22 protein-coding genes are annotated in these 21,462 nt (G+C 71.8%); 4 read left to right on the top strand and 18 right to left on the bottom strand.

Annotated elements, in window-relative coordinates; all coding sequences use genetic code 11:
• Positions 1 to 49: 49 nt before the first annotated feature.
• From Q7L73_RS13305 to efeU, 4 genes are read right to left on the bottom strand one after another with little or no spacing between them, the layout of a single operon-like run.
• Positions 50 to 667, bottom strand: a complete 618-nt coding sequence (locus tag Q7L73_RS13305) for a cyclopropane-fatty-acyl-phospholipid synthase family protein (RefSeq protein WP_304690161.1) — start codon at positions 665 to 667, stop codon at positions 50 to 52.
• Between the two features lie 58 nt (positions 668 to 725).
• Complete coding sequence (gene efeB, locus Q7L73_RS13300; RefSeq protein WP_304690159.1) at positions 726 to 1,994, bottom strand: iron uptake transporter deferrochelatase/peroxidase subunit; 1,269 nt, start codon at positions 1,992 to 1,994, stop codon at positions 726 to 728.
• 2 nt (positions 1,995 to 1,996) lie between these two features.
• Positions 1,997 to 3,181, bottom strand: coding sequence for an iron uptake system protein EfeO (gene efeO / locus Q7L73_RS13295; protein WP_304690156.1), 1,185 nt, complete (start codon positions 3,179 to 3,181; stop codon positions 1,997 to 1,999).
• Positions 3,087 to 4,034 carry an iron uptake transporter permease EfeU gene (gene efeU / locus Q7L73_RS13290; protein ID WP_304690152.1) on the bottom strand — a complete coding sequence of 316 codons (948 nt, stop codon included), beginning with the start codon at positions 4,032 to 4,034 and terminating at the stop codon, positions 3,087 to 3,089. The genes efeO and efeU overlap by 95 nt, the downstream gene beginning before the upstream one ends.
• Before the next feature lie 172 nt (positions 4,035 to 4,206).
• Between efeU and Q7L73_RS13285 the strand changes: the two genes are divergently transcribed.
• Together Q7L73_RS13285 and Q7L73_RS13280 are read left to right on the top strand one after the other, a co-directional pair.
• On the top strand, positions 4,207 to 4,497 hold the full coding sequence (locus Q7L73_RS13285; protein ID WP_304690150.1) for a hypothetical protein: 291 nt from the start codon (positions 4,207 to 4,209) through the stop codon (positions 4,495 to 4,497).
• A gap of 22 nt (positions 4,498 to 4,519) precedes the next feature.
• Positions 4,520 to 5,371, top strand: coding sequence for an RDD family protein (locus tag Q7L73_RS13280; RefSeq protein ID WP_304690148.1), 852 nt, complete (start codon positions 4,520 to 4,522; stop codon positions 5,369 to 5,371).
• An 18-nt stretch (positions 5,372 to 5,389) separates the two neighbouring features.
• On the opposite strand, the gene Q7L73_RS13275 is transcribed toward Q7L73_RS13280, so the two are convergent.
• From Q7L73_RS13275 to Q7L73_RS13220, 12 genes are all read right to left on the bottom strand, one after another.
• Positions 5,390 to 6,853, bottom strand: coding sequence for an isochorismate synthase MenF (locus tag Q7L73_RS13275; RefSeq protein ID WP_304690145.1), 1,464 nt, complete (start codon positions 6,851 to 6,853; stop codon positions 5,390 to 5,392).
• 41 nt (positions 6,854 to 6,894) lie between these two features.
• Positions 6,895 to 7,452 carry an acetolactate synthase small subunit gene (ilvN, locus tag Q7L73_RS13270; protein WP_304690143.1) on the bottom strand — a complete coding sequence of 186 codons (558 nt, stop codon included), beginning with the start codon at positions 7,450 to 7,452 and terminating at the stop codon, positions 6,895 to 6,897.
• 9 nt (positions 7,453 to 7,461) lie between these two features.
• The gene (gene ilvB / locus Q7L73_RS13265) at positions 7,462 to 9,138 is read right to left on the bottom strand and encodes a biosynthetic-type acetolactate synthase large subunit (RefSeq protein WP_304690129.1); all 1,677 of its coding nucleotides are present in this window, start codon (positions 9,136 to 9,138) and stop codon (positions 7,462 to 7,464) included.
• Positions 9,139 to 9,367: 229 nt separating this feature from the next.
• Entirely contained in the window at positions 9,368 to 9,697 is a 330-nt protein-coding gene (locus tag Q7L73_RS13260; RefSeq protein WP_304690116.1) for a hypothetical protein, read from the bottom strand.
• Positions 9,698 to 9,710: 13 nt separating this feature from the next.
• The gene (locus Q7L73_RS13255; RefSeq protein WP_304690111.1) at positions 9,711 to 9,899 is read right to left on the bottom strand and encodes a hypothetical protein; all 189 of its coding nucleotides are present in this window, start codon (positions 9,897 to 9,899) and stop codon (positions 9,711 to 9,713) included.
• 68 nt (positions 9,900 to 9,967) lie between these two features.
• The gene (gene gatB / locus Q7L73_RS13250; protein ID WP_304690106.1) at positions 9,968 to 11,401 is read right to left on the bottom strand and encodes an Asp-tRNA(Asn)/Glu-tRNA(Gln) amidotransferase subunit GatB; all 1,434 of its coding nucleotides are present in this window, start codon (positions 11,399 to 11,401) and stop codon (positions 9,968 to 9,970) included.
• The gene (gene gatA, locus Q7L73_RS13245; protein WP_304690104.1) at positions 11,398 to 12,840 is read right to left on the bottom strand and encodes an Asp-tRNA(Asn)/Glu-tRNA(Gln) amidotransferase subunit GatA; all 1,443 of its coding nucleotides are present in this window, start codon (positions 12,838 to 12,840) and stop codon (positions 11,398 to 11,400) included. The genes gatB and gatA overlap by 4 nt, the downstream gene beginning before the upstream one ends.
• On the bottom strand, positions 12,840 to 13,127 hold the full coding sequence (gatC, locus tag Q7L73_RS13240; RefSeq protein ID WP_304690101.1) for an Asp-tRNA(Asn)/Glu-tRNA(Gln) amidotransferase subunit GatC: 288 nt from the start codon (positions 13,125 to 13,127) through the stop codon (positions 12,840 to 12,842). The genes gatA and gatC overlap by 1 nt, the downstream gene beginning before the upstream one ends.
• Before the next feature lie 45 nt (positions 13,128 to 13,172).
• Positions 13,173 to 13,682 carry a hypothetical protein gene (locus Q7L73_RS13235; protein WP_304690098.1) on the bottom strand — a complete coding sequence of 170 codons (510 nt, stop codon included), beginning with the start codon at positions 13,680 to 13,682 and terminating at the stop codon, positions 13,173 to 13,175.
• A 10-nt stretch (positions 13,683 to 13,692) separates the two neighbouring features.
• Entirely contained in the window at positions 13,693 to 14,547 is an 855-nt protein-coding gene (gene folD, locus Q7L73_RS13230; RefSeq protein ID WP_304690094.1) for a bifunctional methylenetetrahydrofolate dehydrogenase/methenyltetrahydrofolate cyclohydrolase FolD, read from the bottom strand.
• Between the two features lie 92 nt (positions 14,548 to 14,639).
• Positions 14,640 to 16,892 carry an ATP-dependent helicase gene (locus Q7L73_RS13225; RefSeq protein WP_304690091.1) on the bottom strand — a complete coding sequence of 751 codons (2,253 nt, stop codon included), beginning with the start codon at positions 16,890 to 16,892 and terminating at the stop codon, positions 14,640 to 14,642.
• A gap of 34 nt (positions 16,893 to 16,926) precedes the next feature.
• Entirely contained in the window at positions 16,927 to 17,901 is a 975-nt protein-coding gene (locus tag Q7L73_RS13220) for a polysaccharide deacetylase family protein (RefSeq protein ID WP_304690079.1), read from the bottom strand.
• 40 nt (positions 17,902 to 17,941) lie between these two features.
• Here Q7L73_RS13220 and Q7L73_RS13215 point away from each other — a divergent pair, with 40 nt between their 5' ends.
• A complete protein-coding gene (locus Q7L73_RS13215) occupies positions 17,942 to 18,706 on the top strand; it encodes a polyprenol monophosphomannose synthase (protein ID WP_304690078.1) in 765 nt (254 codons plus the stop codon).
• 63 nt (positions 18,707 to 18,769) lie between these two features.
• Here the strand turns inward: Q7L73_RS13215 and epsC are convergent, their stop codons facing one another.
• Positions 18,770 to 19,525, bottom strand: a complete 756-nt coding sequence (gene epsC, locus Q7L73_RS13210; protein ID WP_304690075.1) for a serine O-acetyltransferase EpsC — start codon at positions 19,523 to 19,525, stop codon at positions 18,770 to 18,772.
• Positions 19,526 to 19,554: 29 nt separating this feature from the next.
• Positions 19,555 to 20,484 carry a cysteine synthase A gene (gene cysK, locus Q7L73_RS13205; RefSeq protein ID WP_304690072.1) on the bottom strand — a complete coding sequence of 310 codons (930 nt, stop codon included), beginning with the start codon at positions 20,482 to 20,484 and terminating at the stop codon, positions 19,555 to 19,557.
• Positions 20,485 to 20,510: 26 nt separating this feature from the next.
• Here cysK and Q7L73_RS13200 point away from each other — a divergent pair, with 26 nt between their 5' ends.
• Positions 20,511 to 21,233 carry an HAD family acid phosphatase gene (locus Q7L73_RS13200; protein ID WP_304690071.1) on the top strand — a complete coding sequence of 241 codons (723 nt, stop codon included), beginning with the start codon at positions 20,511 to 20,513 and terminating at the stop codon, positions 21,231 to 21,233.
• The last annotated feature ends 229 nt before the right edge of the window (positions 21,234 to 21,462 follow it).

The following is a 21,462-nucleotide window of genomic DNA, read 5'->3' as shown; positions in this document are numbered from 1 at the left end:
TCCGGCGAGACGCCGGCGCGGCGTCGCGGGCCGGCGCGGCGGGCGAGCCTCAGCGCCGCCGCACGTGCACGACGACGTCGACGCGGGTGTGGGCCTCGGTCTCGCCTCTGAAGGTGTGCCGCAGCTCGCGCAGCTCGGCCGCGATCGTCTCCCACTCGTCCGCGGGCAGCGCCAGCGCACCGAGCACCTGGTCGAGCGTCGGCAGATCGGCGTGTCTGTGCGACTCCGACGGCGCGTGCCCGACGATCAGCAGCCGCCCGCCGGGCGCGACGGCGGCCGCGGCGTCGCGCACGATCTGCTCGCGCGGCAGCTCGGCCGGCGAGTGCAGGAAGCTGGCCGTGACGAGGTCGAAGCGGCCGGGCGGGAACGACTCGGCGAGGTTGCGGCGCTGGAAGTCGACCGCGTCGGCGACGCCGGCCTCCTCGGCATGCGCGACCGCCTGCTCGAGCGCGTTGGCGGAGATGTCGACGGCGGTCACGCGCCAGCCCTGCTGCGCCAGCCAGATCGCGTCGCCGCCGTAGCCGCAGCCGAGGTCGAGCGCGCTGCCGGGCGCGAGCGCCGCGACCTCGTCCACGAGAGATCTGTTCGGCTTCCCGCTCCAGCGGGCGCCGTCGGCGTAGAACTGCTCCCAGAACTGCTCGGGCGGATCGTCGGTGTGGGTGATCATGCCTTCACCATGCCCACCGCCAGCTCGACTGGCAAGGGTGTTTGCCGAAGTGGCAAATTCAGCCGAACAGGCCCTCACCGACGAACCCGCCCGCGCGTGCCCCCGGCAGCACCGCGAACAGGCCGCTGCCGGTGTGCTGGACGTACTCGGTCAGCGCGTCCTGCGCCCCCAGCTTCCGCTGGATCGCGGCGAACTGCAGCTGCGGATCGCGCTGGAAGGCGATGAAGAAGAGGCCCGCGTCGAGCAGGCCGGTGCGCGGGTCGATGCCGTCGGTGTATGCGTAGCCGCGCCGCAGCAGCGCGTGGCCGCCGTTGGTCGACGGCGCGGCGAGGCGGATGTGGGCGTCGAGCGGGATCAGCGGCTGGCCGTCGGCGGCTCTCGCCGCCAGGTCGACCCTGTCGTGCTCGCGTGACGCGCCCAGCGGCGCGCCGCTGATCTTCTCGCGCCCGATCACCGCCTCCTGGTCGGACAGGCGGTCGCGGTCCCAGCTCTCGATCAGCATCCGGATCCGCCGCGCGACGACGTAGGTCCCGCCGCGGAACCACGCCTGCGGCTCCTCGTCGCCGACCCACACGTGCCGCGCCAGCGCGGCGGGATCGTCGACCTTGAGGTTGTTCGTGCCGTCCTTGAACCCCATCAGGTTGCGCGGCGTCTGCTGCCCGCTCGTCGTCGCCGTGTTGGAGCCGAAGCCGAGCTGGAGCCAGCGCAGCTCGACCGTCCCGCGGCCCGCCCGCAGCAGGTTGCGGACGGCGTGGAAGGCGACCTGCGGATCGTCGGCGCAGGCCTGCACGCAGAGGTCCCCGCCGCTGCGGGCCGGGTCGAGCTGGTCGCCCGGCAGCGGGCCGAGCGGCGTCAGTCTCGCCGGTTGCTTGGCGCGCAGGCCGAGGCGATCCTCCCCGCCGCGCGCGAACAGCGACGGGCCGACGCCGATCGTGATCGTCAGCGACGACGGCCCCAGCCCGAGCGCCTCGCCGGTGTCCTGCGGCGGCACCTCCGGCTGACCGGCGACGGTGCCGGTCGGCTTGCCCGCGACCATCAGGCGGGCGGCGTCGGTCCACGTGCGCAGCAGCTCGCGCAGCGCGACCGCGTCGTCGTCGACGAGGTCGAACGAGCCGAAGACGAGCCGCTGCTGCGCCGGCGTCGCGACGCCGGCCTGGTGGACGCCGTCGAACGGGACGATCGCGTCCCCGCCGCCCGCGCCTGAATCGGCCTGCGCATCGCCGACCGCATAGCCGGCCGCGGCCGCGGCGGCCAGCCCGGCCGCCGCGCCGCCGCCGCCGAGCAGCAGCCGGCGGCGCGTGACCCCAGACGGGCGGGCGTCAGCCATCCTCAGCTCTGGTTCGGCAGCACTCTGCCGGCCACCAGCGACAGCGGCTCGGCCAGCGCGGCGATCTGCTGGGCGAACTGGCGGCGGTCTCTCGCGGTCAGCTCCGAGTAGGGCGCGAAGCCGAGCGGCGTGTCGCGTCTGTACTTGTCGAGGCCCTCCTGGACGGCCGCCATCCGCTGCTCGATCTCGTCGACCAGCGATCTGTCGCCGCGCGCGATCAGGGCCGGCTTGAGCACCTCGAAAGCCTCGCGCGCGCCGCTGAAGTTGCCCTGGAAGTCGGACAGGTCGGTGTGCGAGTAGCGGTCCTCCTCGCCGGTGATCTTCGAGCTGGAGACCTCGTCGAGCAGGCCGACCGCGCCGTTGGCGACCTGCGCCGCCTGCAGTCTCAGGCCCGGGATCGCGTCGTGCAGCCTGGTCACGTCGGCCAGCAGCTTGTCGGCGTATCTGTCAGCGCCCGCGGTCGTGTTCTGCTGCCACAGCAGCTGCTCGAGCTTGTGGAAGCCGGTCCATCTGGAGCGGTCGGCGACGTCGTTGACGCGCGCGTCGATCTCCGGGTCGAGGTTGCCGAACGACTCGGCGATCGGCTCGACCGTCTCGTAGTGGAGGCGGGTCGGGCCGAACAGCGCCTTCGCCTTCGCGACGTCGCCGGCCTTGACGGCGGCGACGAACGCGCGCGTCTGTCTCAGCAGCGTCTCGGTCTCGCCCGCGACGTACGCCTTGTACGCGACGACCGCTCTGTCGAGATCCTGCTCGCTCACGTCCGACGCGGTGGCCGCGGTGCCCGTCACCGTGATCGCGCCGTTGTCGCGCTGCTCGTTCTGGAAGGTGCAGTTGAGCACGTATCTGCCCGGCTGCAGCGTCAGCGTGAAGTCGGTCGCGAGGCCGGGCGCGATGTTCTCGCGCTCGCCCATGATGATCCCCTCGCCGTTCTTCAGCTCGACCTCGTCGGACTTGGCCGTGCCCGGGTTCTCGACCACGACCTTGACGTTGCCGGCCGGCACGGTCGCGTTCGCGGGCGTGCAGCCGTCGTCGGTCAGCTGCAGCTTCAGCTCCTTCGCGGGCCCCTTCGAGGCGCTCGTCGCGCTGCCGCCGTCATCCGCGCTCCCACAGGCGGCGAGGCCGGAGGCCAGCAGCGCGGCGGCGCCGGCTGCCAGCAGGCTTCGCGACAGCATCTCGTTCGGGTTCATCTGTGCTCCTGATCGCGGTTCGAGAGGGGGACGGCCACAGCACGTAGGTGAGCATCGGCACGGCGTACAGCAGCCAGCCGATCAGCTCCGCGTACGACGGGAAGGGGTAGACGCCGAGCAGCCCGGTGATCAGGCCGGTCGTGATCGAGTCCGAGCGCGGCACGACGATCGCCGACAGGTCGAGCGCCTGGTCGCTGCCGGCGGTCAGCAGGGCGGCCTCGTTGGCGTGGTGGATCGCGGACGAGACGAGGCCGGCGGCGATGATCACGAGCAGCACGGCGGTGATGCGGAAGAAGCGCGACAGGTTGACCTTCATGCCGCTGCGGTAGATCAGCCAGCCGATCAGGCAGGCGACGAGCACGCCGCAGACGGCGCCGAGGCCCGCGACGACCGGGCTGACGCCTATCGAGGCCTGGAAGGCGGCGAGCATGAACATCGCGGTCTCCAGCCCCTCGCGCATGACGGCGAGGAAGGCCATCCCGACGAGGCCCCAGGCGGAGCCGGCGGCGAGCGCGGCGCCGGCGTTGCTGCGCAGCTCGCCGCCGAGCTCGCGCGCGTGCCGGCGCATGAAGACGATCATGAAGGTGACCATCGCGACGGCGATCACGCCGACGATCGCCTCGAACGCCTCCTGCTGGCGCTGCGGCAGGTTCTCGTCGATCAGCTCGAGGATCACGGCGACGCCGAGGCAGAGCGCGACGGCGAGCGCGACGCCGGCCCACATCCAGCGCAGCGCGTCGGAGCGGCCCTGCTGGCGCAGGAAGGTGGCGATGATCCCGACGATCAGCGCGGCCTCGACGCCCTCGCGGAGGCCGATGACGAAATGGACGGTTGGAAGTGCGGCAAAGACCATGTCATTGCCGGCACGGAAGGCCACGCGCCCGACCGACTCTGACCGCGGTCACGGCGCGCTTTGGGGGAGAACGTTGCAGCGGGGCCTGCCGCACCGGTCCTGTGTGTTAGGGGTGCCTAATGTGTATCACAGGCCCGCGCGCCGCCGGAGCGCTGGCTACCGTTCATGCGCCGTGTCAGACGCCCAGATCAGCTTTCTCCAATTCGACGACCCGCCAACCCCCGCGCCCGCGGCGAGAGGGCCGCAGCGGCTCAGCTCGAAGGGCATCGCCCCGGGCGACGTGGTCGAGGTCGACAAGAAGGGCCGCCGCTTCCACGCGGTCGTGATCTCGCTGCAGCAGCGCGAGAGCGGCCGTTTCGAGCTCGAGCTGAGGCCGCTCGACAACCGCATCTCGTATCGCGTCGCGAGCGTGCGCGAGGTCGTCGGGTTGTGGCGCAAGGCCGCGCTTCCCCAACGCGACTGAACACCGCTGTACTCTCCGCTCAATGAGCGGGTACCAGCCCTATCCAACCGACACCGGCAGCAACCAGATGGTGTCCCACATCGATCCGCGCCTGGCGAGCCGCGGGCGGCGCTTTGCCGCCTACCTGATCGACTCGTTGCTGCTGGGGATCGTCGCCATCGTGATCGCGGTGGTGATCGTCCTGGCGACCGGCACCGACTTCGAGAGCGACGACAACGACACGCTGCTCGGGTGGCTGTTCATCCTCGTCTGGATCGTGATGGTGCTGCTCTACTACCCGACGCTGATGTCCCGCAAGGGCCGCTACAACGGGCAGACGCTCGGCAAGCAGGCGCTCGGGGTGCGGGTCGTGACGCGCGAAGGCGTTCCGGTCACGTTCTGGCGCGCGGCGCAGCGGGACGTGCTCGGCACGACGCTGATCAACGCCATATCCGGTGGGCTCTACTGGCTGGTCGACTATCCCGTCGGACTGTTCACCGACCGGCGTCAGACGCTCCACGACCGCATCGCCTCGACGTTCGTCTTCAAGGAGGGCGTCGTCGTCGCTCCGCGGGTGCCGGAGGACGGCTGGAGCGCGCCGCACCAGCCCGACCAGCAGGGTCAGCCGCTGCCGGCCCCGGGCGAGTGGCCGCAGCAGCCGTCGCCGCCGCAGTGGAGCCCGCCGCCGGCCGCGCCGCAGCCGCCCGCCCCGCAGTGGCCGCAACCGCCCGCGCAGCAGGAGCCGCAGCCGCCCACCGCCCCGGCCCCGCCGCCCGCCGCCCCGGAGGCGCCGTCGGGCGGAGCGCCCGAGCAGCCGAGCAAGCCGTGGACGCCGCCGCGCTCGCCGGACTACGACAGACAGCGCGACGACGCCAACAGAGCGTTCGGGCGCTGACGCGGCGCGCGGGCGACGCTAGCCCGCGAGCACCGGCAGCAGCGCCTGCAGCTTGATCTCCGTCTCGGCCAGCTCGCTGGCCGGGTCGGAGTCGCGCACGACGCCGACGCCCGCGTACAGGTGCGCGATCGGGCCGCGTAGCAGCGCGCAGCGCAGCGCGACGCAGAACTCGCCGTCGCCGCCGGTGTCGATCCAGCCGACGGGGCCGGCGTACCAGCCGCGGTCGAAGCCCTCCAGCTGCGGGATCAGCCGCTCCGCGGTCGCGAACGGCTCGCCGCCGACGGCCGGCGTCGGGTGCAGCAGGTCGACCAGTCTGACGGCCGCCAGCGGCTTCGACAGCTGCGCGCGGATCGGCGTCGCGAGGTGCTGGATGTTGGCGACGCGGACGACGACCGGCTCCGGCGCGGCCGTCACCCAGACCGAGTGCGGGCGCAGCGCGCGGGCGATCCGGCGCGTGACGATCGCCTGCTCGCCGCGGTCCTTGTCGGAGCGCAGCAGCGCCTCGCCGAGATGGTCGTCGACGGCCGGGTCGGCACTGCGGCGGGTCGAGCCGGCGAGCGCGACGGTCGAGGCGCGCTCGCCCTCACGCCGCACCAGCAGCTCCGGCGTGGCGCCGAGGAAGGTCGCCTCGCCGCGGCCGACGGCGTAGACGTAGCAGCCGGGGAAGCCCTCGCGCAGCGCGCCGAAGACGGCGCCCGCGTCGTGCGCGACCGGCGCGTGCACCTGCACCTCGCGCGCGAGCACGACCTTCTCCAGCTCGCCGGCCCTGATCCGCTCGGTCGCGCGCGCGACGGCGCCCTCGTAGTGCTCCGGCGGCATCGCGCTGACGACGCGGTATCTGCCGGCCGGCGCCGGGTCCAGCAGCGGCAGCGCCGGCGCGGCGACGAGCCGTTCCAGGCGCGCCTCGATCGCCGCCAGCAGCTGGTCGGGATCGTCGTCCGGCGTGCAGAGCGCGGCGACCGTCAGCCGCACGTCTCGCCCGCGCCGCGCGAACGCGATCCGCGGCACGTGCAGCGAGGCCGGCGCGAAACCCGACCAGACCGGCGAGGTGCCGCCCCCGGGCGCGAAGGCGAAGCCGCCGACGGCGACGAGACCGGCCCCGGCGGGCCCTTCGGGCGGGTCGCTGACCGCGTCCGCGGCGAGCATCCTCCAGGCGCTCGCGACCGTCTCGAAGCGGTCTGGCCCGGACGCCTCCAGCGCGCGCACGCAGCCGAGCGTCGCGAGCGCGGTGCCATCGCGGTCGGGCTGCTCGAGCGCGTACCACGGCTCGTCGGCGTCGCGCGAGGCGACGACGACCGCGGTCGGGTCGATCCCGCGCGCGACACCGACCGTCACCGCCGCCAGCGCCTCCCCCGTGGCGGATGCGCCACCGCGGGTGCCGGCACCGGCGCGGGCGCGCCGGACCGCCTCCTGCAGGCGCTGCGCCAGCAGCTCGCGTGCCGGTCGGTCGAGCCACTGGGGGCTGGCCGGCCGGACACGCATGCTGGACCTCATGAAGCGGGGCTACCCGTTCTCGTCGCGGATCAGGTCTCGCTGCGGCCGCGGGAGATCGCGATCTCGCCGGTGCGGGCCATCTCGATCAGCCCGAACGGGCGCACGAGCCGCTCGAACGCCTCGATCTTGTCGGTCGTGCCGGTGATCTCGACGACCACCGAGCGCTTCGCGACGTCGACGATCTTCGCGCGGAAGATCTCGCAGATCTGCAGCACCTCGGCGCGCGCGGCGCCGTCGGCCGACAGCTTGAAGAGCGCCAGCTCGCGCGCGAGCGTCTCGCCCGGCTCGAGGTCGCGGATCTTCAGCACGTTGACGAGCTTGTGCAGCTGCTTGGTGACCTGGTCGATCGGATGGACCGCGCCGTCGAGCGTCAACGTGATGCGCGAGACGGTCGGGTCGTCGGTCGGGCCGACGGCGAGCGTGTCGATGTTGAAGGCGCGGCGCGCGAACAGGCCGGCGACGCGCGTCAGCACGCCCGGCTTGTTCTCGACCAGGATCGAGAGGATGTGCTTGCGGCCGGTCATCAGACCGCCCGCGGCCTCCAGCTCGTCGAGGCTGATCAGTTCCTGCGTTCCGGGTTCACCCATGACACTCACCTAGCCGACCATGTCGCGCGCAGCCTGGCCGGGCGCGATCATCGGGTACACGTTCGCCTCTCTCGTGACGCGCACGTCGACGACCACGGGGCCGTCGGTCGCGATCGCCGCTCTGAGGTCCTCGACCAGCGTCGTCTTGTCCGTCAGGCGGATGCCGGTGGCGCCGTACGCCTCCGCCAGCTTGACGAAGTCGGGGTACTGCCCGAGGTCGACCTGCGAGTAGCGGTTGTCCCAGAACAGCTCCTGCCACTGGCGCACCATGCCGAGGAAGCCGTTGTTGAGGATGATCACCTTGATCGGGATTCTGTTCTGCGCGCAGGTCGCCAGCTCCTGGGCGTTCATCTGCACCGAGCCGTCGCCGCAGATCGCGACGACCGTGCGGTCCGGGACGCCGACGGCGGCGCCCATCGCGGCCGGGACGCCGAAGCCCATCGTGCCGAGGCCGCCGGAGTTGATCCAGCGGCGCGGCTCCGGGAAGTCGTAGTACTGCGCCGACCACATCTGGTGCTGGCCGACGTCGGAGGTGACGATCGCCTCGCCCCCGGTCGCCTGCCAGACCGCCTGGACGGCGAACTGCGGCGCGATCTCGGTGTCGGCCGAGTCCTCGTAGCCGAGCGGGTACGTTCTGCGCCAGCCGTCGATCCGCGCCCACCACTCCTCCAGGCGCCCGCCGTCGGGCGTCAGCGTGGCGTACTCGGTCGTCAGCTTCGCGAGCACGTTCTTCGCGTCGCCGACGATCGGGATGTGCGCCGGCACGTTCTTGGAGATCTCGGCCGGATCGATGTCGATGTGGATGAACTTCGCGCGCGGGGCGAACTCCGACAGCTTGCCGGTGATGCGGTCGTCGAAGCGGGCGCCGATCGCGACGATCAGGTCGGCCTCGTCCATCGCGTAGTTGGCGGCGCGCGTGCCGTGCATGCCGAGCATCCCGAGCCACTGGTGGTGCGGCGCCGGGAAGGCGCCGAGCGCCATCAGCGTGCTGGTGACGGGGAAGCGGTCGGTCAGCGCGAGCGCGCGCAGCTCCTCCGACGCGCCCGCGGCGACGACGCCGCCGCCGACGTAGAGGACCGGCCGGCGCGCGTTCGCGAGCGCCTTCGCGGCGAGGCGGATCTGCTTCTGGTTGCCCTCGACGTTGGGCTGGTAGCCCGGCAGGCGCACGTCTCTGACCGGCTCGTACGGGATGTCGGCGCGGCTAAGGTCCTGCGGGATGTCGACCAGCACAGGGCCGGGACGGCCGGTGCGGGCGATGTGGAACGCCTCGTGGATCGCGCGCGGGATCTCCAGCGGGTGCTGGATCATGAACGAGTGCTTCACGATCGGAAGCGTCATGCCGAGCATGTCCGCCTCCTGGAAGCCGTCGGTGCCGATCAGCTCGGTGCGGACCTGGCCGGTGATGAAGACGACCGGGACCGAGTCCATCATCGCGTCGGCGATCGGCGTGATCAGGTTGGTCGCGCCGGGGCCGCTGGTGCCGAAGGCGACGCCGACCTTGCCGGTCGCCTTCGCATAGCCCTCGGCGGCGTGGCCGCCGCCGGCCTCGTGACGGACGAGGATGTGGCGTATCCCCGCGTCGTAGAAGGCGTCGTAGGTCGGGAGGTTCGCGCCGCCGGGCAGGCCGAATACGACCTCGACACCCTCCGCTTTCAAACACTCCATCAGGGCGTCGACTGCACGCATCTGCGCTCGCCTCCTCTCAAGGGGCTCGGAAACTGGAACGCGCGCCCGGTCGAATGGGCGCGCGCGGGATCATCTGATCGTAGCGCGCCCCCGCAACGTCAGCGTCCGCGCCACGGCCTCGCCGCCGCCGCGCGGCGTCGCCCGCAGCGTCACCTTCAGCCGGCCGCTCCGCGCGAGCGCGCGGCGGGCGCGGGCGTCGAGCCGGACGCGCACCGTCGCCTGGCAGCCCCTAACGCTGTTCGGCGTGCGCGCGGGCGGCAGCCGCGCGCTCGGCGCGCGCGGCGTGGACCTGCGCCTCGGAGGCGATCGCCGTCTCCGGGAAGTCCAGCTCGGTGCCGCAGCTGGTGCAGATCGCGTCGTGCAGCTTGACGACCTTGCCGCAGCCGGGGCATTCGCGCCGCAGCTCGTCGTTGTCCCAGCGGTAGAGCAGCGCGCACGCGAGCCCTATGAACGGGATGCAAAACGAGACCAGGAACCAGATGAAGAACGAGCTGCCCTTGATCCGGCCGACGACCCCACCCGCGAGCCCGAAGCAGAGGAGGATGACGAGGAACGCCATCAGCGGCTCGGGTCTACAACAACGTGTTGAGCGCCCACAGCAGCGCTCCGATCACGACGACGGCGATGACGAGCCAGAGGATGCCCGCGAGAAAGCTGAAGATGACCTTCGCCGCGAACAGGACGACGACGATCAGGACCAGCGCCGCGATCGCCTTCTGCACGAGCGACGGACCGCTCTTCTCACTGCCTTGAGTGGACATGCTCCAATGCTACCGCTCGCGACGGTGGTGCTACCTGGCCTGTTTGCGCCGCGAGCGGTCGCGGTCCGTCAGAGCCCGAGCTGCTCGCGCACGAGGCGGGTGACCTCGCCGCCGTCGGCGCGGCCCTTCGTCTCGCGCATCACGAAGCCGACGATCGGGCCGATCGCCTTCATGTTGCCGCCCTTCAGCTTCTCGACGGCGGCCGGGTCGGACTCCAGCGCGCGCTTGACGACCTCGGTCAGCTCGTCGCCGCCGCCGATCGCGCCGAGGCCCTCGGCGTCGACGATCGCCTGCGGCTCGCCGCCGTCTGCCACGAGTCTGTCGAGCACCGTCTTGGCCGCGCCCTGCGTGACCGCTCTGCCGCGCACGAGCGCGACCAGCTGCGCGATCGCGGCCGGCGTGACCTTGGAGGCGGCCGGGTCCTCGTCGCCGATGCGCGCGACCAGCTCGCCGGAGATCCAGTTCGCCAGCACCTGCGGCGACTCCCCGTCGACGGCCAGCGCGGCCTCGAAGTACGCCCCCAGCTCCGGCCGGAAGGCGAGCAGGCGGGCGCTGTCGGCGCTGAGGCCGAGCGCCGACTCGTAGCGCTCCGCGCGCGCCGCCGGCAGCTCCGGCAGCTCCGCTCTCGCGCCCTCGATCATCGTCTCGGTCAGAACGACCGGGACGAGGTCGGGCTCGGGGAAGTAGCGGTAGTCGTGCGCCTCCTCCTTCGAGCGCAGCGACGAGATCGAGCCGGATACGGGGTCGTAGTGGAGCGTCTCCTGCACGACTTCCTCGCCGCTCTGCACGAGCGCGATCTGGCGCGCGATCTCGGCTTCGACGCCGCGCTCCAGGTAGCGGAAGGAATTCATGTTCTTCAGCTCGGTCTTGGTGCCGAGCACGTCGCTGCCGACCGGGCGGATGGAGACGTTGGCGTCGCAGCGCAGCGAGCCCTCCTCCATGTTCACGTCGGAGACGCCGAGCTGGCGCAGCGTCTCGCGCAGCAGCGTCAGCCACTCGCGCGCCTGCGCCGCCGATCTGACGTCCGGCTCGGTGACGATCTCGACCAGCGGCGTGCCGCCGCGGTTGTAGTCGACGACCGAGGCGTCGGCGCCGTGGATGCGGCCCGAGGCGCCGACGTGGACGAGCTTCGCCGCGTCCTCCTCCAGGTGCGCGCGGTGGATCCGCACGTCCCCGAGACGACCGCCCGAGCAGATCGGGATGTCGTACTGGGAGATCTGGTAGCCCTTCGGCAGGTCGGGATAGAAGTAGTTCTTGCGGTGGAAGATCGAGCGCGGCGCCAGCTCGCAGCCGAGCGCCATGCCGACCATCAGCGCGTAGTGGATCGCTCTCGCGTTGACGACCGGGAGCGCGCCCGGCAGGCCGAGGCAGACCGGGCAGGTGTGCACGTTCGGCGGGTCGCCGAACGACAGCTCGCAGCCGCAGAACATCTTCGTGTTCGTCTTCAGCTGGACGTGGATCTCCAGCCCGATGACGGGCTCGTAGCCGCTGCCGTCGCTCATGCGCGCACCTTCGATCCGTCGAAGCCGAGTGCCTGCTCCAGCACGTACGCCGCGTCGAGCAGGCGGTTCTCGCTGAACGCCGGGCCGGCGATCTGGAAGCCGACCGGCAGGCCGTCGCTGAGGCCGTTGGGGATCGAGATCGCGGGGATCCCGGCCAGCGACATCGGGATCGTGCAGAAGTCCTGCAGGTACATCTCCAGCGGGTCGGCCGTCTTCTCGCCGAGCTTGAAGGCGACCGTCGGCGCCGACGGCGTGACGATGAAGTCGAAGCTGTCGAACGCGCTTCTGAAGTCCTCCGCGATCTTCGTGCGGACCTTCTGCGCGCGGCCGTAGTAGGCGTCGTAGTAGCCGCTCGACAGCGCGTAGGTGCCGAGCATGATGCGGCGCTTGACCTCAGGGCCGAAGCCCTCGGCCCGTGTACGCGTGTACATGGACAGCAGGTCGTCGGCGTCGGCGCGCAGCCCGTAGCGAACGCCGTCGAAGCGCGCGAGGTTCGAGGAGGCCTCGGCCGGCGCGATCAGGTAGTAGGCCGAGAGCGCGTGCGGCGCGTGCGGCAGGTGGGTCGTCTCGACCGTCGCGCCGAGCTGCTCGGCGAGCGCCAGCGTCTGGTTGAAGGCCTCGCGCACGCCCGACTCGACGCCCTCGCCGATCAGCTCCTCCGGCACGCCGAGGCGGATGCCCTTGAGGTCGACGCCCTTCGGCAGCGCGATCTCGTCCGGGTGCTGGAGCGAGGTCGAGTCGCGGCCGTCGCGGCCGACCATGTGGCGGTAGAGCAGCGCGGTGTCGGTCACGTCGCGCGCGAACGGGCCGGCCTGGTCCAGCGAGGAGGCGAAGGCGATCATCCCGTAGCGGGAGACCGAGCCGTAGGTCGGCTTGAGGCCGACGATCCCGCACAGCGCGGCCGGCTGACGGATCGAGCCGCCGGTGTCGGTGCCCAGCGCCCACGGGGCGAGCCCAGCCGCGACGGCCGCGGCGCTGCCGCCGGAGGAGCCGCCGGGGACGCGGCTGGCGTCCCACGGGTTGCGGACGGCGCCGAAGGCCGAGTTCTCGTTGGAGGAGCCCATCGCGAACTCGTCCTGGTTGGTCTTGCCGAGCAGCGTCGTGCCGGCGGACGCGAGCTTGTCGACGACCGTCGCGTTGTACGGCGGGCGGTAGCCGGCGAGGATCTTCGAGCCCGACTGGCTCGGCACGCCCTCGGTGCAGAAGAGGTCCTTGACGGCGAGCGGCACGCCGGCCAGCGGCGCCGCGTCGGACGCGGCGGGCGCGGACGGGGTCACGTCGGCGACCCAGGTGTAGGCGTTGAGGCCGTCCTCGCCCTTGGCGGCGTCGGCGGCGGCGCGCTCGCGGTAGGCGGCGAACAGCTCGTCGGCCGAGATGCGGCCGTGGCGGATCTGCTCGGCGGCGTCGCGCGCGGACAGGGCGATCAGGTCGGCGGACATCACGCGGCTCCCGGGCTCGGCACGCCGAAGCCGTCGTCGACGACCTCAGGGGCGTTCGCGAGCGCCTGCTCGCGCGGCAGCGACGGGACCGGCTCGTCGGGGCGCAGCGCGTTGACGACGTCGATCACGTGCGACGTGGCCGGCACGTCGTCGAGCTGCAGCTCGCCGATCTTCTCGATGTGGTCGAGGACTGCGGACAGCTCGCGCGACATCGTCCCGACCTCGTCGTCGGTCAGTTCGAGGCGGGCGAGCCGGGCGACGTGGAGTACCTGGGCTCGATCGATCATTCGGCGCCGGAGTCTAGATGACCGGCGCGGAGGCCCGCGCGGCGCTCAGGCGGCCGGCGCGGACGGCTCGTGCAGCTCGCGCACGGTCACCGGCACGTCCGGCAGCGGGCCGCCCTCGCGGCGCAGCGACCACCACGCGCCGGCGGTCGTCGCGATCGCCGCCAGCAGCCCGAGATAGGCGCCGAAGTCGACGTCGACCAGCTTGTTCGGGCCGGGCTCGTTGAGCAGCACGCGGTAGGCGAGCAGGACGGTCGTCAGCAGCGCGAAGGCCGTCAGCGGCGGCGCGATCGCCGACGGGATCGCCGGCGTCTCGCTGACGAGCGTCGCGACGAACAGCGCGACGCCGCCGGCGACGACGATCAGCACGAACCAGCGCAGGATCGTGTGTCCGTGCCAGCCGTCGACGCTCGCGTGGAAGCTCTCGCTGCTCATCGCATCGCTGAACCTGAACGAGACCGAGTACCAGTCGAGCAGGAAGAGCGATATGAACAGCACGAGCGCACCGGCCCCGACGAGCCACTCGGGCGTGCGCAGACGGTCGACGTCGAACGACATGGCGGCGACCCTACACCCCGCGCTGCAGGCGCGCGGCGATCAGCGTGTTGCGCATCAGCAGGGCGATCGTCATCGGCCCGACGCCGCCGGGGACCGGCGTCAGCAGGCCGGCGACCTCCTTGACGGCGTCGAAGTCGACGTCGCCGACGAGGCCCTCGTCGGTGCGGTTGATGCCGACGTCGATCACGGTCGCGCCGGGCTTGACGTGGTCGGCGCCGACCAGCTTCGGCACGCCGACGGCGGCGATCAGCACGTCGGCGCGGCGGCAGACGGCCGGCAGGTCGCGGGTGCGCGAATGGCAGATCGTGACGGTCGCGTTGCGCTCCAGCAGCAGTTGCGCGACCGGCTTGCCGACCAGCAGCGAGCGGCCGACGACGACGACCTCGGCGCCCTCCAGCGGCACCTCGTGGTGGTCGAGCAGCTCGATCACGCCCGACGGCGTGCAGGGACGCAGGCCCGGCTCGCCCTGGACGAGGCGGCCGGCGCTGACGGCGGTGAGGCCGTCGACGTCCTTGTCGGGCGAGATCAGCCCGATCAGCAGGTTCTCGTCGAGCTGCTTGGGGACCGGCAGCTGCAGCAGGATGCCGCTGACCGACGGGTCGGCGTTCAGCTCCTGCAGCTGCGCGACCAGCTCGTCCTGCGAGACGTCGGCGGGCAGGTGGCGGTGGAGATCGGCGATGCCGGCCTCGACTGAGGCTCTGCGCTTGTTCGCGACGTAGACCGCGGAGGCCGGGTCCTCGCCGACGAGCACGGTCGCGAGGCCGGGCGTAACGCCCGTCTCGGCGGTGAACGCTGCGACCTGGGCAGCGACCTCGTCGCGCACCTTGCGCGCGACCGCTCTGCCGTCGATGAGAGTGGCTGCCATAGGCGGCGGATGCTAGCGCCGCGCGCGGCGCACGGCCGTGCGGTCCTCGCGAACGCGCCGCCGCCGACGCGACCCGCGCCCGGTCGGCCGATTTACCGCTTTTCGATCGGTGCGAGGTCCGCAACGAGCTTGCGCTCGGAGTGGTCTCTCGCGAAGCGGATCACGACGATCCCGCCGGCCTCGACGCCGACGACGACGCCCTCGCCGAAGGCCGCGTGGACGACGTCGTCGCCGAGGCGGTAGTCGGAGCCGCCGCTGCCGCCCGCGCCGGCGCCGCTGTTCCAACCCCCGCCGGGGATCGGCCCCGAACCCAGCGGCGACAGGTTCGGCGACGGGGCGCCCCACGAGGTCGCCCGCGCACGCACGTTGCCGACGCCGAGCGCGGGCCGCTCGTTGCGGTCGGTCAGGCCGATCGGCACCTCGTCGACGAAGCGGCTGCGGGCGCCGAAGGAGCGCGAGCCGAAGACGGCGCGGGTGCGGGCGTAGGTCAGGTAGAGGTCGCGCATCGCGCGGGTGATGCCGACGTAGGCGAGCCGCCGCTCCTCCTCCAGGCCGCCCTCCTCGATCGAGCGCTGATGCGGGAAGACGCCCTCCTCCATCCCGAGCAGGAAGACGATCGGGTACTCGAGGCCCTTCGCGTTGTGGAGCGTCATCAGCGTGACGAGGCCCTCGTCGTCTCTGCGGCCGTCGGCGTCGGCGACGAGCGCGATCTGCTGCAGGAAGCCGGCCAGCGACGGCGGCTCCTCGCGCAGGTCGACCGTCTGGTCGTACTCGACGGCGACGTTGACGAGCTCCTCGAGGTTCTCGATCCGCCCCTGCGCCTCGATCGTCCTCTCGGCCTCCAGCGCGTCGAGGTAGCCGGACTCGGCCAGCACCTCTCTCAGCAGCTCGCCGACCGGCGGCTCGCTCTCCAGCCGCTCTCTGAGGATCCGCATCGAGCCCATGAAGCGGTGGAAGGCCTTTCTGGCGGCGGTGCCGAGCGCGGGGATCGCGTCCGGGTCGAGCGCGGCCTCCCAGATCGTGATGCCGGCCGTGTTGGCCCACGAGATCACGCGCGAGAGCGAGGTCTGGCCGATCCCGCGCCGCGGCGAGTTGGCGATCCGCGTGAAGGCGACGACGTCCTGCGGGTTGACGAGCAGCGTCAGGTAGGCGATCGCGTCCTTGATCTCGGCGCGCTCGTAGAACTTCGTGCCGCCGATCACCTGGTAGCCGATCTGCGCCCGCACGAGCGTGTCCTCCAGCACCCGCGACTGCGAGTTGGTGCGGTAGAAGACGGCGATCTCGTTGCGCGAGACGCCCTCGTCGACGATCCGCTCGATCTCGCCGGCGACGAAGCGCGCCTCGGCGTGCTCGTCCTCCAGCTCGCGCACCTTGATCGGGTCGCCGGCGCCGAGGTCGGTCCACAGCTCCTTCTCGCGCTGCCCGCGGTTGTTGCGGATGACGGCGTTGGCGGCGTCGAGGATCGTCTGCGTCGAGCGGTAGTTCTGCTCCAGCTTGACGACCTTCGCGTCCGGATAGTCGTCCTCGAAGTCGAGGATGTTGCGGATGTCGGCGCCGCGGAAGCCGTAGATCGACTGCGAGTCGTCGCCGACGACGGCGAGGTTTCTGTGCTCGCCCGCGATCAGCTGCAGCCAGCGGTACTGGACGTGGTTGGTGTCCTGGTACTCGTCGACGAGCACCCAGCGGAAGGCGCGCTGGTAGCGCTCGCGCACCTCCGGGAACAGCTCCATCAGGTTGACCGCGCGGACGAGCAGGTCGTCGAAGTCCATCGCGTTCATGCGATGCAGCTCGGCCTCGTAGAGCTTGTAGACGTCGGCGACGGTCTGCTCGAAGAAGGAGCCGACCAGTCTCGCGTAGGCCTCCGCGTCACGCAGCTTGTTCTTCGCGTCGGAGATCTCGTGGTGGATCGCGCCCGGCGTGAAGCGCTTGGGGTCGATGTCCAGCTCGTCGATGCAGCGCTTGACGAGCCGGCGCGCGTCCGACTGGTCGTAGATCGTGAACTGGCGCGTGTAGCCGAGCCGGTGGGCGTCGGCGCGCAGCATCCGCGCGCAGGCGGCGTGGAAGGTCATCACCCACATCGCGCGCGTGCGGCGGCCGACGAGCAGCTCGACGCGCTCGCGCATCTCCTGCGCGGCCTTGTTGGTGAAGGTGATCGCGAGGATCTCGTCCGGGCGCGCCTGGCCGGTGCCGACGAGGTAGGCGATCCGGTGCGTCAGCACGCGCGTCTTGCCGGAGCCGGCGCCGGCGAGGATCAGCAGCGGGCCTTCGCCGTGGACGACGGCGTCGCGCTGCGGTTCGTTGAGACCTGAGAGAAGGGCGTCGAGATCGCCGACGTGCACGGACACCTGTTCGAGGGTAGCCCCTCGACCGGCGTGTGGCTCAGCCGGCGCCGGTGGGGTTGAAGCCGGACGGCAGGCCCTGCTCGTCGGCGACCGGCGGATCGTCCAGCAGCAGCCGCGGCACGGTCACGAATCTGTAGCCCTGTCTGCGCAGCTCGGGGATGATCCGCTTGACCGCGGCGATCGTCTGCGTGCGGTCGCCGCCGCCGTCGTGCATCAGCACGATCGCGCCCGGGTGGATCGCCGAGACGACGTTGTTGACGATCGCGTCGACGCCCGGCTTCGTGTAGTCCTGGCTGTCGACCGACCACAGCACCGACAGCATTCTCAGTCTGCCGAGGACCTCGTGCGTCGTCTGGTTGTAGGAGCCGTACGGCGGGCGGAAGAGGCGCGGGTAGGGCGCGCCGGTGTCCTCGATCACCGACGCCGCGCCAGCGATCTGGGCGCGCTGCTCGTCGGCCCCGAGCGACGCCATCGCCGGGTGGTCCATCGAGTGGTCGTCGAGCGGGACGCCGGCGTCGATCAGCCGCTTCACGGCGTTGGGGAACTCGGGGATGTTCTTGCCGAGCATGAAGAAGGTCGCCGGCACGTGCTCCTGCTCCAGCACGTCGAGCAGGTCCTCGGTGTCCTGGCCGGGGCCGTCGTCGAAGGTCAGCGCGACCTCTCTCGTGTTTCTGCCGCCCATGCGGATGAACGGCGTCGCCGACAGCGCTCTGTTGATCGCCGCGTTCTCGGCCGCGCGCTGCTCAAGCGACAGCGACCCTCTGCCGCCGCCCGCGAGCATTCTCAGATGGCCGTACCAGCCGACCTTCTGGGTGTCGACGGCGACCTCGGAGCTGCTGCCGCTGCCGGCGCCGACGACGATGCCGAAGATGAACGCGAAGGCCGCGAGCGCGGCCAGCAGCGTCGCGCGGCGGCGACGGTGGGCCAGCTGTCTCGGCGTCGGCCTGGCCGGCCCGCGGATCACTCTGAGCAGCTCCTCGAGGTTCATGCGACTCACCTGATGATCGCTCATCGGGCGGATGGTCGCTGTCTCCATTACCCTTCGCCGCCGCATGTCGCCCGCGATCTGGATCATCGTCCCGACGTACAACGAGGCCGGTTCGATCGAGCAGCTGCTGCGCGCCGTCGCCGGCCAGCTGTCGACCGCCGCGCCCGGCGATCACCGCATCCTCGTCGTCGACGACGGCTCCCCGGACGGCACCGGCGCGATCGCCGAGCGGCTCGGCGAGGAGCTGGGCGTCGTCGAGGTGCTGCACCGCAGCGGCAAGGGCGGCCTCGGCAAGGCCTACCTCGCCGGCTTCGCGCACGCGCTCGAACGTGGCGCGCAGCTGCTGTTCGAGATGGACGCCGACCTCTCGCACGACCCGCTCTACCTGCCGCGCCTGCTGGAGGCGGCGAGAGGCGCCGACGTCGTGCTCGGCTCGCGCTACGTGCCCGGCGGCGGCGTCCGCAACTGGGGGCTGACGCGGCGCTTCATCAGCCGCGGCGGCTGCCTCTACGCGCAGCTCGTGCTGCGGCTCCCCCAGCGCGACCTGACCGGCGGCTTCAAGTGCATCCGCCGCGAGGTGCTGGAGGCGATCGAGCTGGAGAGCGTGCGCTCGCAGGGCTACGTCTTCCAGATCGAGATCACCTACCGCGCGGTGCTCGCCGGCTTCCGCGTGACCGAGGTGCCGATCGTCTTCAGAGACCGCGAGATCGGCAGCAGCAAGATGTCCGGCAAGATCGCCCGCGAGGCGATGTGGCGCGTGCCGCAGCTGCGCCGCAGCGCGCCGGCCGCGCTCGCGCGCGTCGCGGCGCGCAAGCGAACAGCGTCCTAGCCGCGAGTTCCCGCTACGGCGTCGCCGTGCGCGGCGCCGTCGTGGAACTCGCAATGCGAAGCACTAGCCGCCGGCCGGGTTCGGACCGCGCGCCGGGCGCACCGGCGGCAGCTCGGCCTCCGGCTCGTCGGCGACGATCTCGCCGTTCTCGCGGCGCGCCTCGGCCAGCGCCCGCTCCAGCGCGCCGATGCGGCTGGCGAGGCCCTTGATCGCGTCGGAGATCGGGTCGGGCAGGTGGACCCAGTCGGCGTCGGGGCCCTCGGGCCGCTTGCCGTCGATCCGGACCGGGTGGCCGGGGTTGCCGACGACGGTCGAGTTCGGCGGCACGTCGTGGATGACGACCGTGTTGGCGCCGATCTTCGAGCCGTGGCCGATCGTGATCGGGCCCAGCAGCTTGGCGCCGGAGCCGATCGTGACGTTGTCCTCGACGGTCGGATGGCGCTTGCCGGTCGCGAAGCCGGTGCCGCCGAGCGTGACGCCCTGGTAGAGCGTGACGTCGTCGCCGATCACCGCCGTCTCGCCGATCACGACGCCCATCCCGTGGTCGACGAAGAAGCTGGAGCCGATGCACGCGGCCGGGTGGATCTCGATCCCGGTGACGGCGCGCGAGAAGCCGGCGATGATCCGCGGCAGCAGCGGCACGCCGGCCTGCTGCAGCGCGTGCGCGACGCGGTAGGCGAGCACGGCGTGGACGCCCGGCCAGATCGCCAGGATCTCGACGGCGCCGACGTCGCGCGCGGCGGGATCGCGCTCCTGAGCAGCGCGGACGTCCCTGCGGATCTCCCCGCCGACGCGGCGGAGGGTGCGGAAACCGACCATCGTCAGATCGTAGCCCCGCGCGGGGTGCGTCAGGGGGCGAAGAAGGGCGTCGAGACGTAGCGCTCGCCGGAGTCGGGCAGGATCGTGACGATCCGCTTGCCCTTCGACGCCGGCCGCTTCGCGACCTCGATCGCGGCCCACGCGGCGGCGCCGCAGGAGATGCCGGCGAGCACGCCCTCGCGCCGCGCCAGCAGCCGCGCGGTCCCGATCGCGTCCTCGTCGTCGACCGTGATCACCTCGTCGAGCAGCTCGCGGTTGAGGACCGGCGGCACGAAGCCGGCGCCGATCCCCTGGATCTTGTGCGGCCCGGCGTAGCGGCCCGACAGCACCGCGGAGGTGCGCGGCTCGACCGCGATCACCTCGAGGCGCGGGTTTCTCTGCTTGAGGTACTCGCCGGTGCCGGTGATCGTCCCGCCGGTGCCGACGCCGGCGACGAGCACGTCGACCTGGCCGTCCATCGCGTCCCAGATCTCGGGGCCGGTCGCGCGGCGGTGGGCCTCGGGGTTGGCGGGGTTGGAGAACTGGTCGGGCAGGAAGACGTCGCCGTTGCGGGCGAGCGCTCTCGCCGCCTCGACCGCCTCGTTCATGCCGCCGAGCGACTCGGTGATCTCGAAGCGGGCGCCGTACAGTCTCAGCAGGCCCTCGCGCTCGCGGCTCATCCCCTGCGGGAGCGTCAGCACGAGGTCGTAGCCCTTGGCGGCGCAGACGAACGCGAGCGCGATGCCGGTGTTGCCGCTGGTCGCCTCGACGATCGTCGTGCGGCCCGGCTCGATCCGGCCCTCGGCCTCGGCGGCCTCGATCATCGCGACGCCGATGCGGTCCTTGACGCTGCCGCCGGGGTTGAACGCCTCGAGCTTTCCGAACAGCTCGCCGGGCGCGTTCTCGGGCACGATCCGGGTCAGTTGGACCATCGGAGTGCGGCCGACGTGGTCGGCAATGTTGATCGGGATTCGCGGCATTGCGCCCGTAACGATAATGGTCAGCGATGTCGACTTCCGCACGGACGCTTGCCACCGCCGCGCTGCTCAGCCTCGGGCTGGCCGCCGCGCCCGCCGTCACGCCGGCCGCCGCGCCGCCGGCGACCGCTCCCGCCGCCGACCCGACGGCCGATCAGATCGCCGCGATCGAGACCTACTGGAACGACGGCGGCTGGGCGCGCGACAGCGCCGCCGTCGCGTCGAGCGCGTCGAGATTCCTCGCCGCGCAGGTGCGCGCCGCGACGCGCGGGATCAGAAGGCCGGCCGCCGCCAGACGCGCCACCGGCAGGCTGGTCGCGGTCTTCGACATCGACGACACGGTCCTGTCGAGCTACGCCTGCATGAAGGGCGCCGGCTTCACGAACCTGCAGCGCAGCGTCTGCGTCGCCGCCGGCCCGCACAGCGCGATCAAGCCGGTCGTCGCGCTCGTCAGACAGGCGCAGCGAGCGGGCGTGCGGGTCGCGTTCGTGACCGGCCGGCCCGACGGCCTGAAGCAGCTAACGAGCGACCAGCTCGCCAGCGCGGGCGTGCGCGGGCCGTGGACGCTGAGGCTGCGGCCGTCGTCGGACCACGCGGACTCGGTCGTGCCGTTCAAGGCGAGCGCGCGCAAGGCGCTGCAGCGCGGCGGGCGCCGCGTCGTGCTGTCGATCGGCGACCAGCAGAGCGACCTCTCCGGCGGTGCCGCGACGCGCACCTTCAAGCTGCCGAACCCGATGTACACGCTGCCGTAGCGACACGCCGCGCCCGTCGTGTGAACGTGCGCACATCCCCTCTTCACAGAATGTGAATGTGAGTGAGGTCACAGGACCCTTGCAGGCGCAACGATCGTGCCGATAATGCGTTCTGGGAGCGGAACGCAAAACGTTCTTCCTCCCGCCCCCTCTCAGGTCGTCTCGCGGAGCTCACGCTCCGCGAGGTCCACGTAAGTCCCTGACTCCGGCTGCGACCGCCGGCGTCTAG

This window comes from Conexibacter sp. CPCC 205762 (assembly GCF_030646155.1).
GTDB lineage: Bacteria > Actinomycetota > Thermoleophilia > Solirubrobacterales > Solirubrobacteraceae > Conexibacter.
This window is presented reverse-complemented; position numbering and strand designations above follow the sequence as displayed.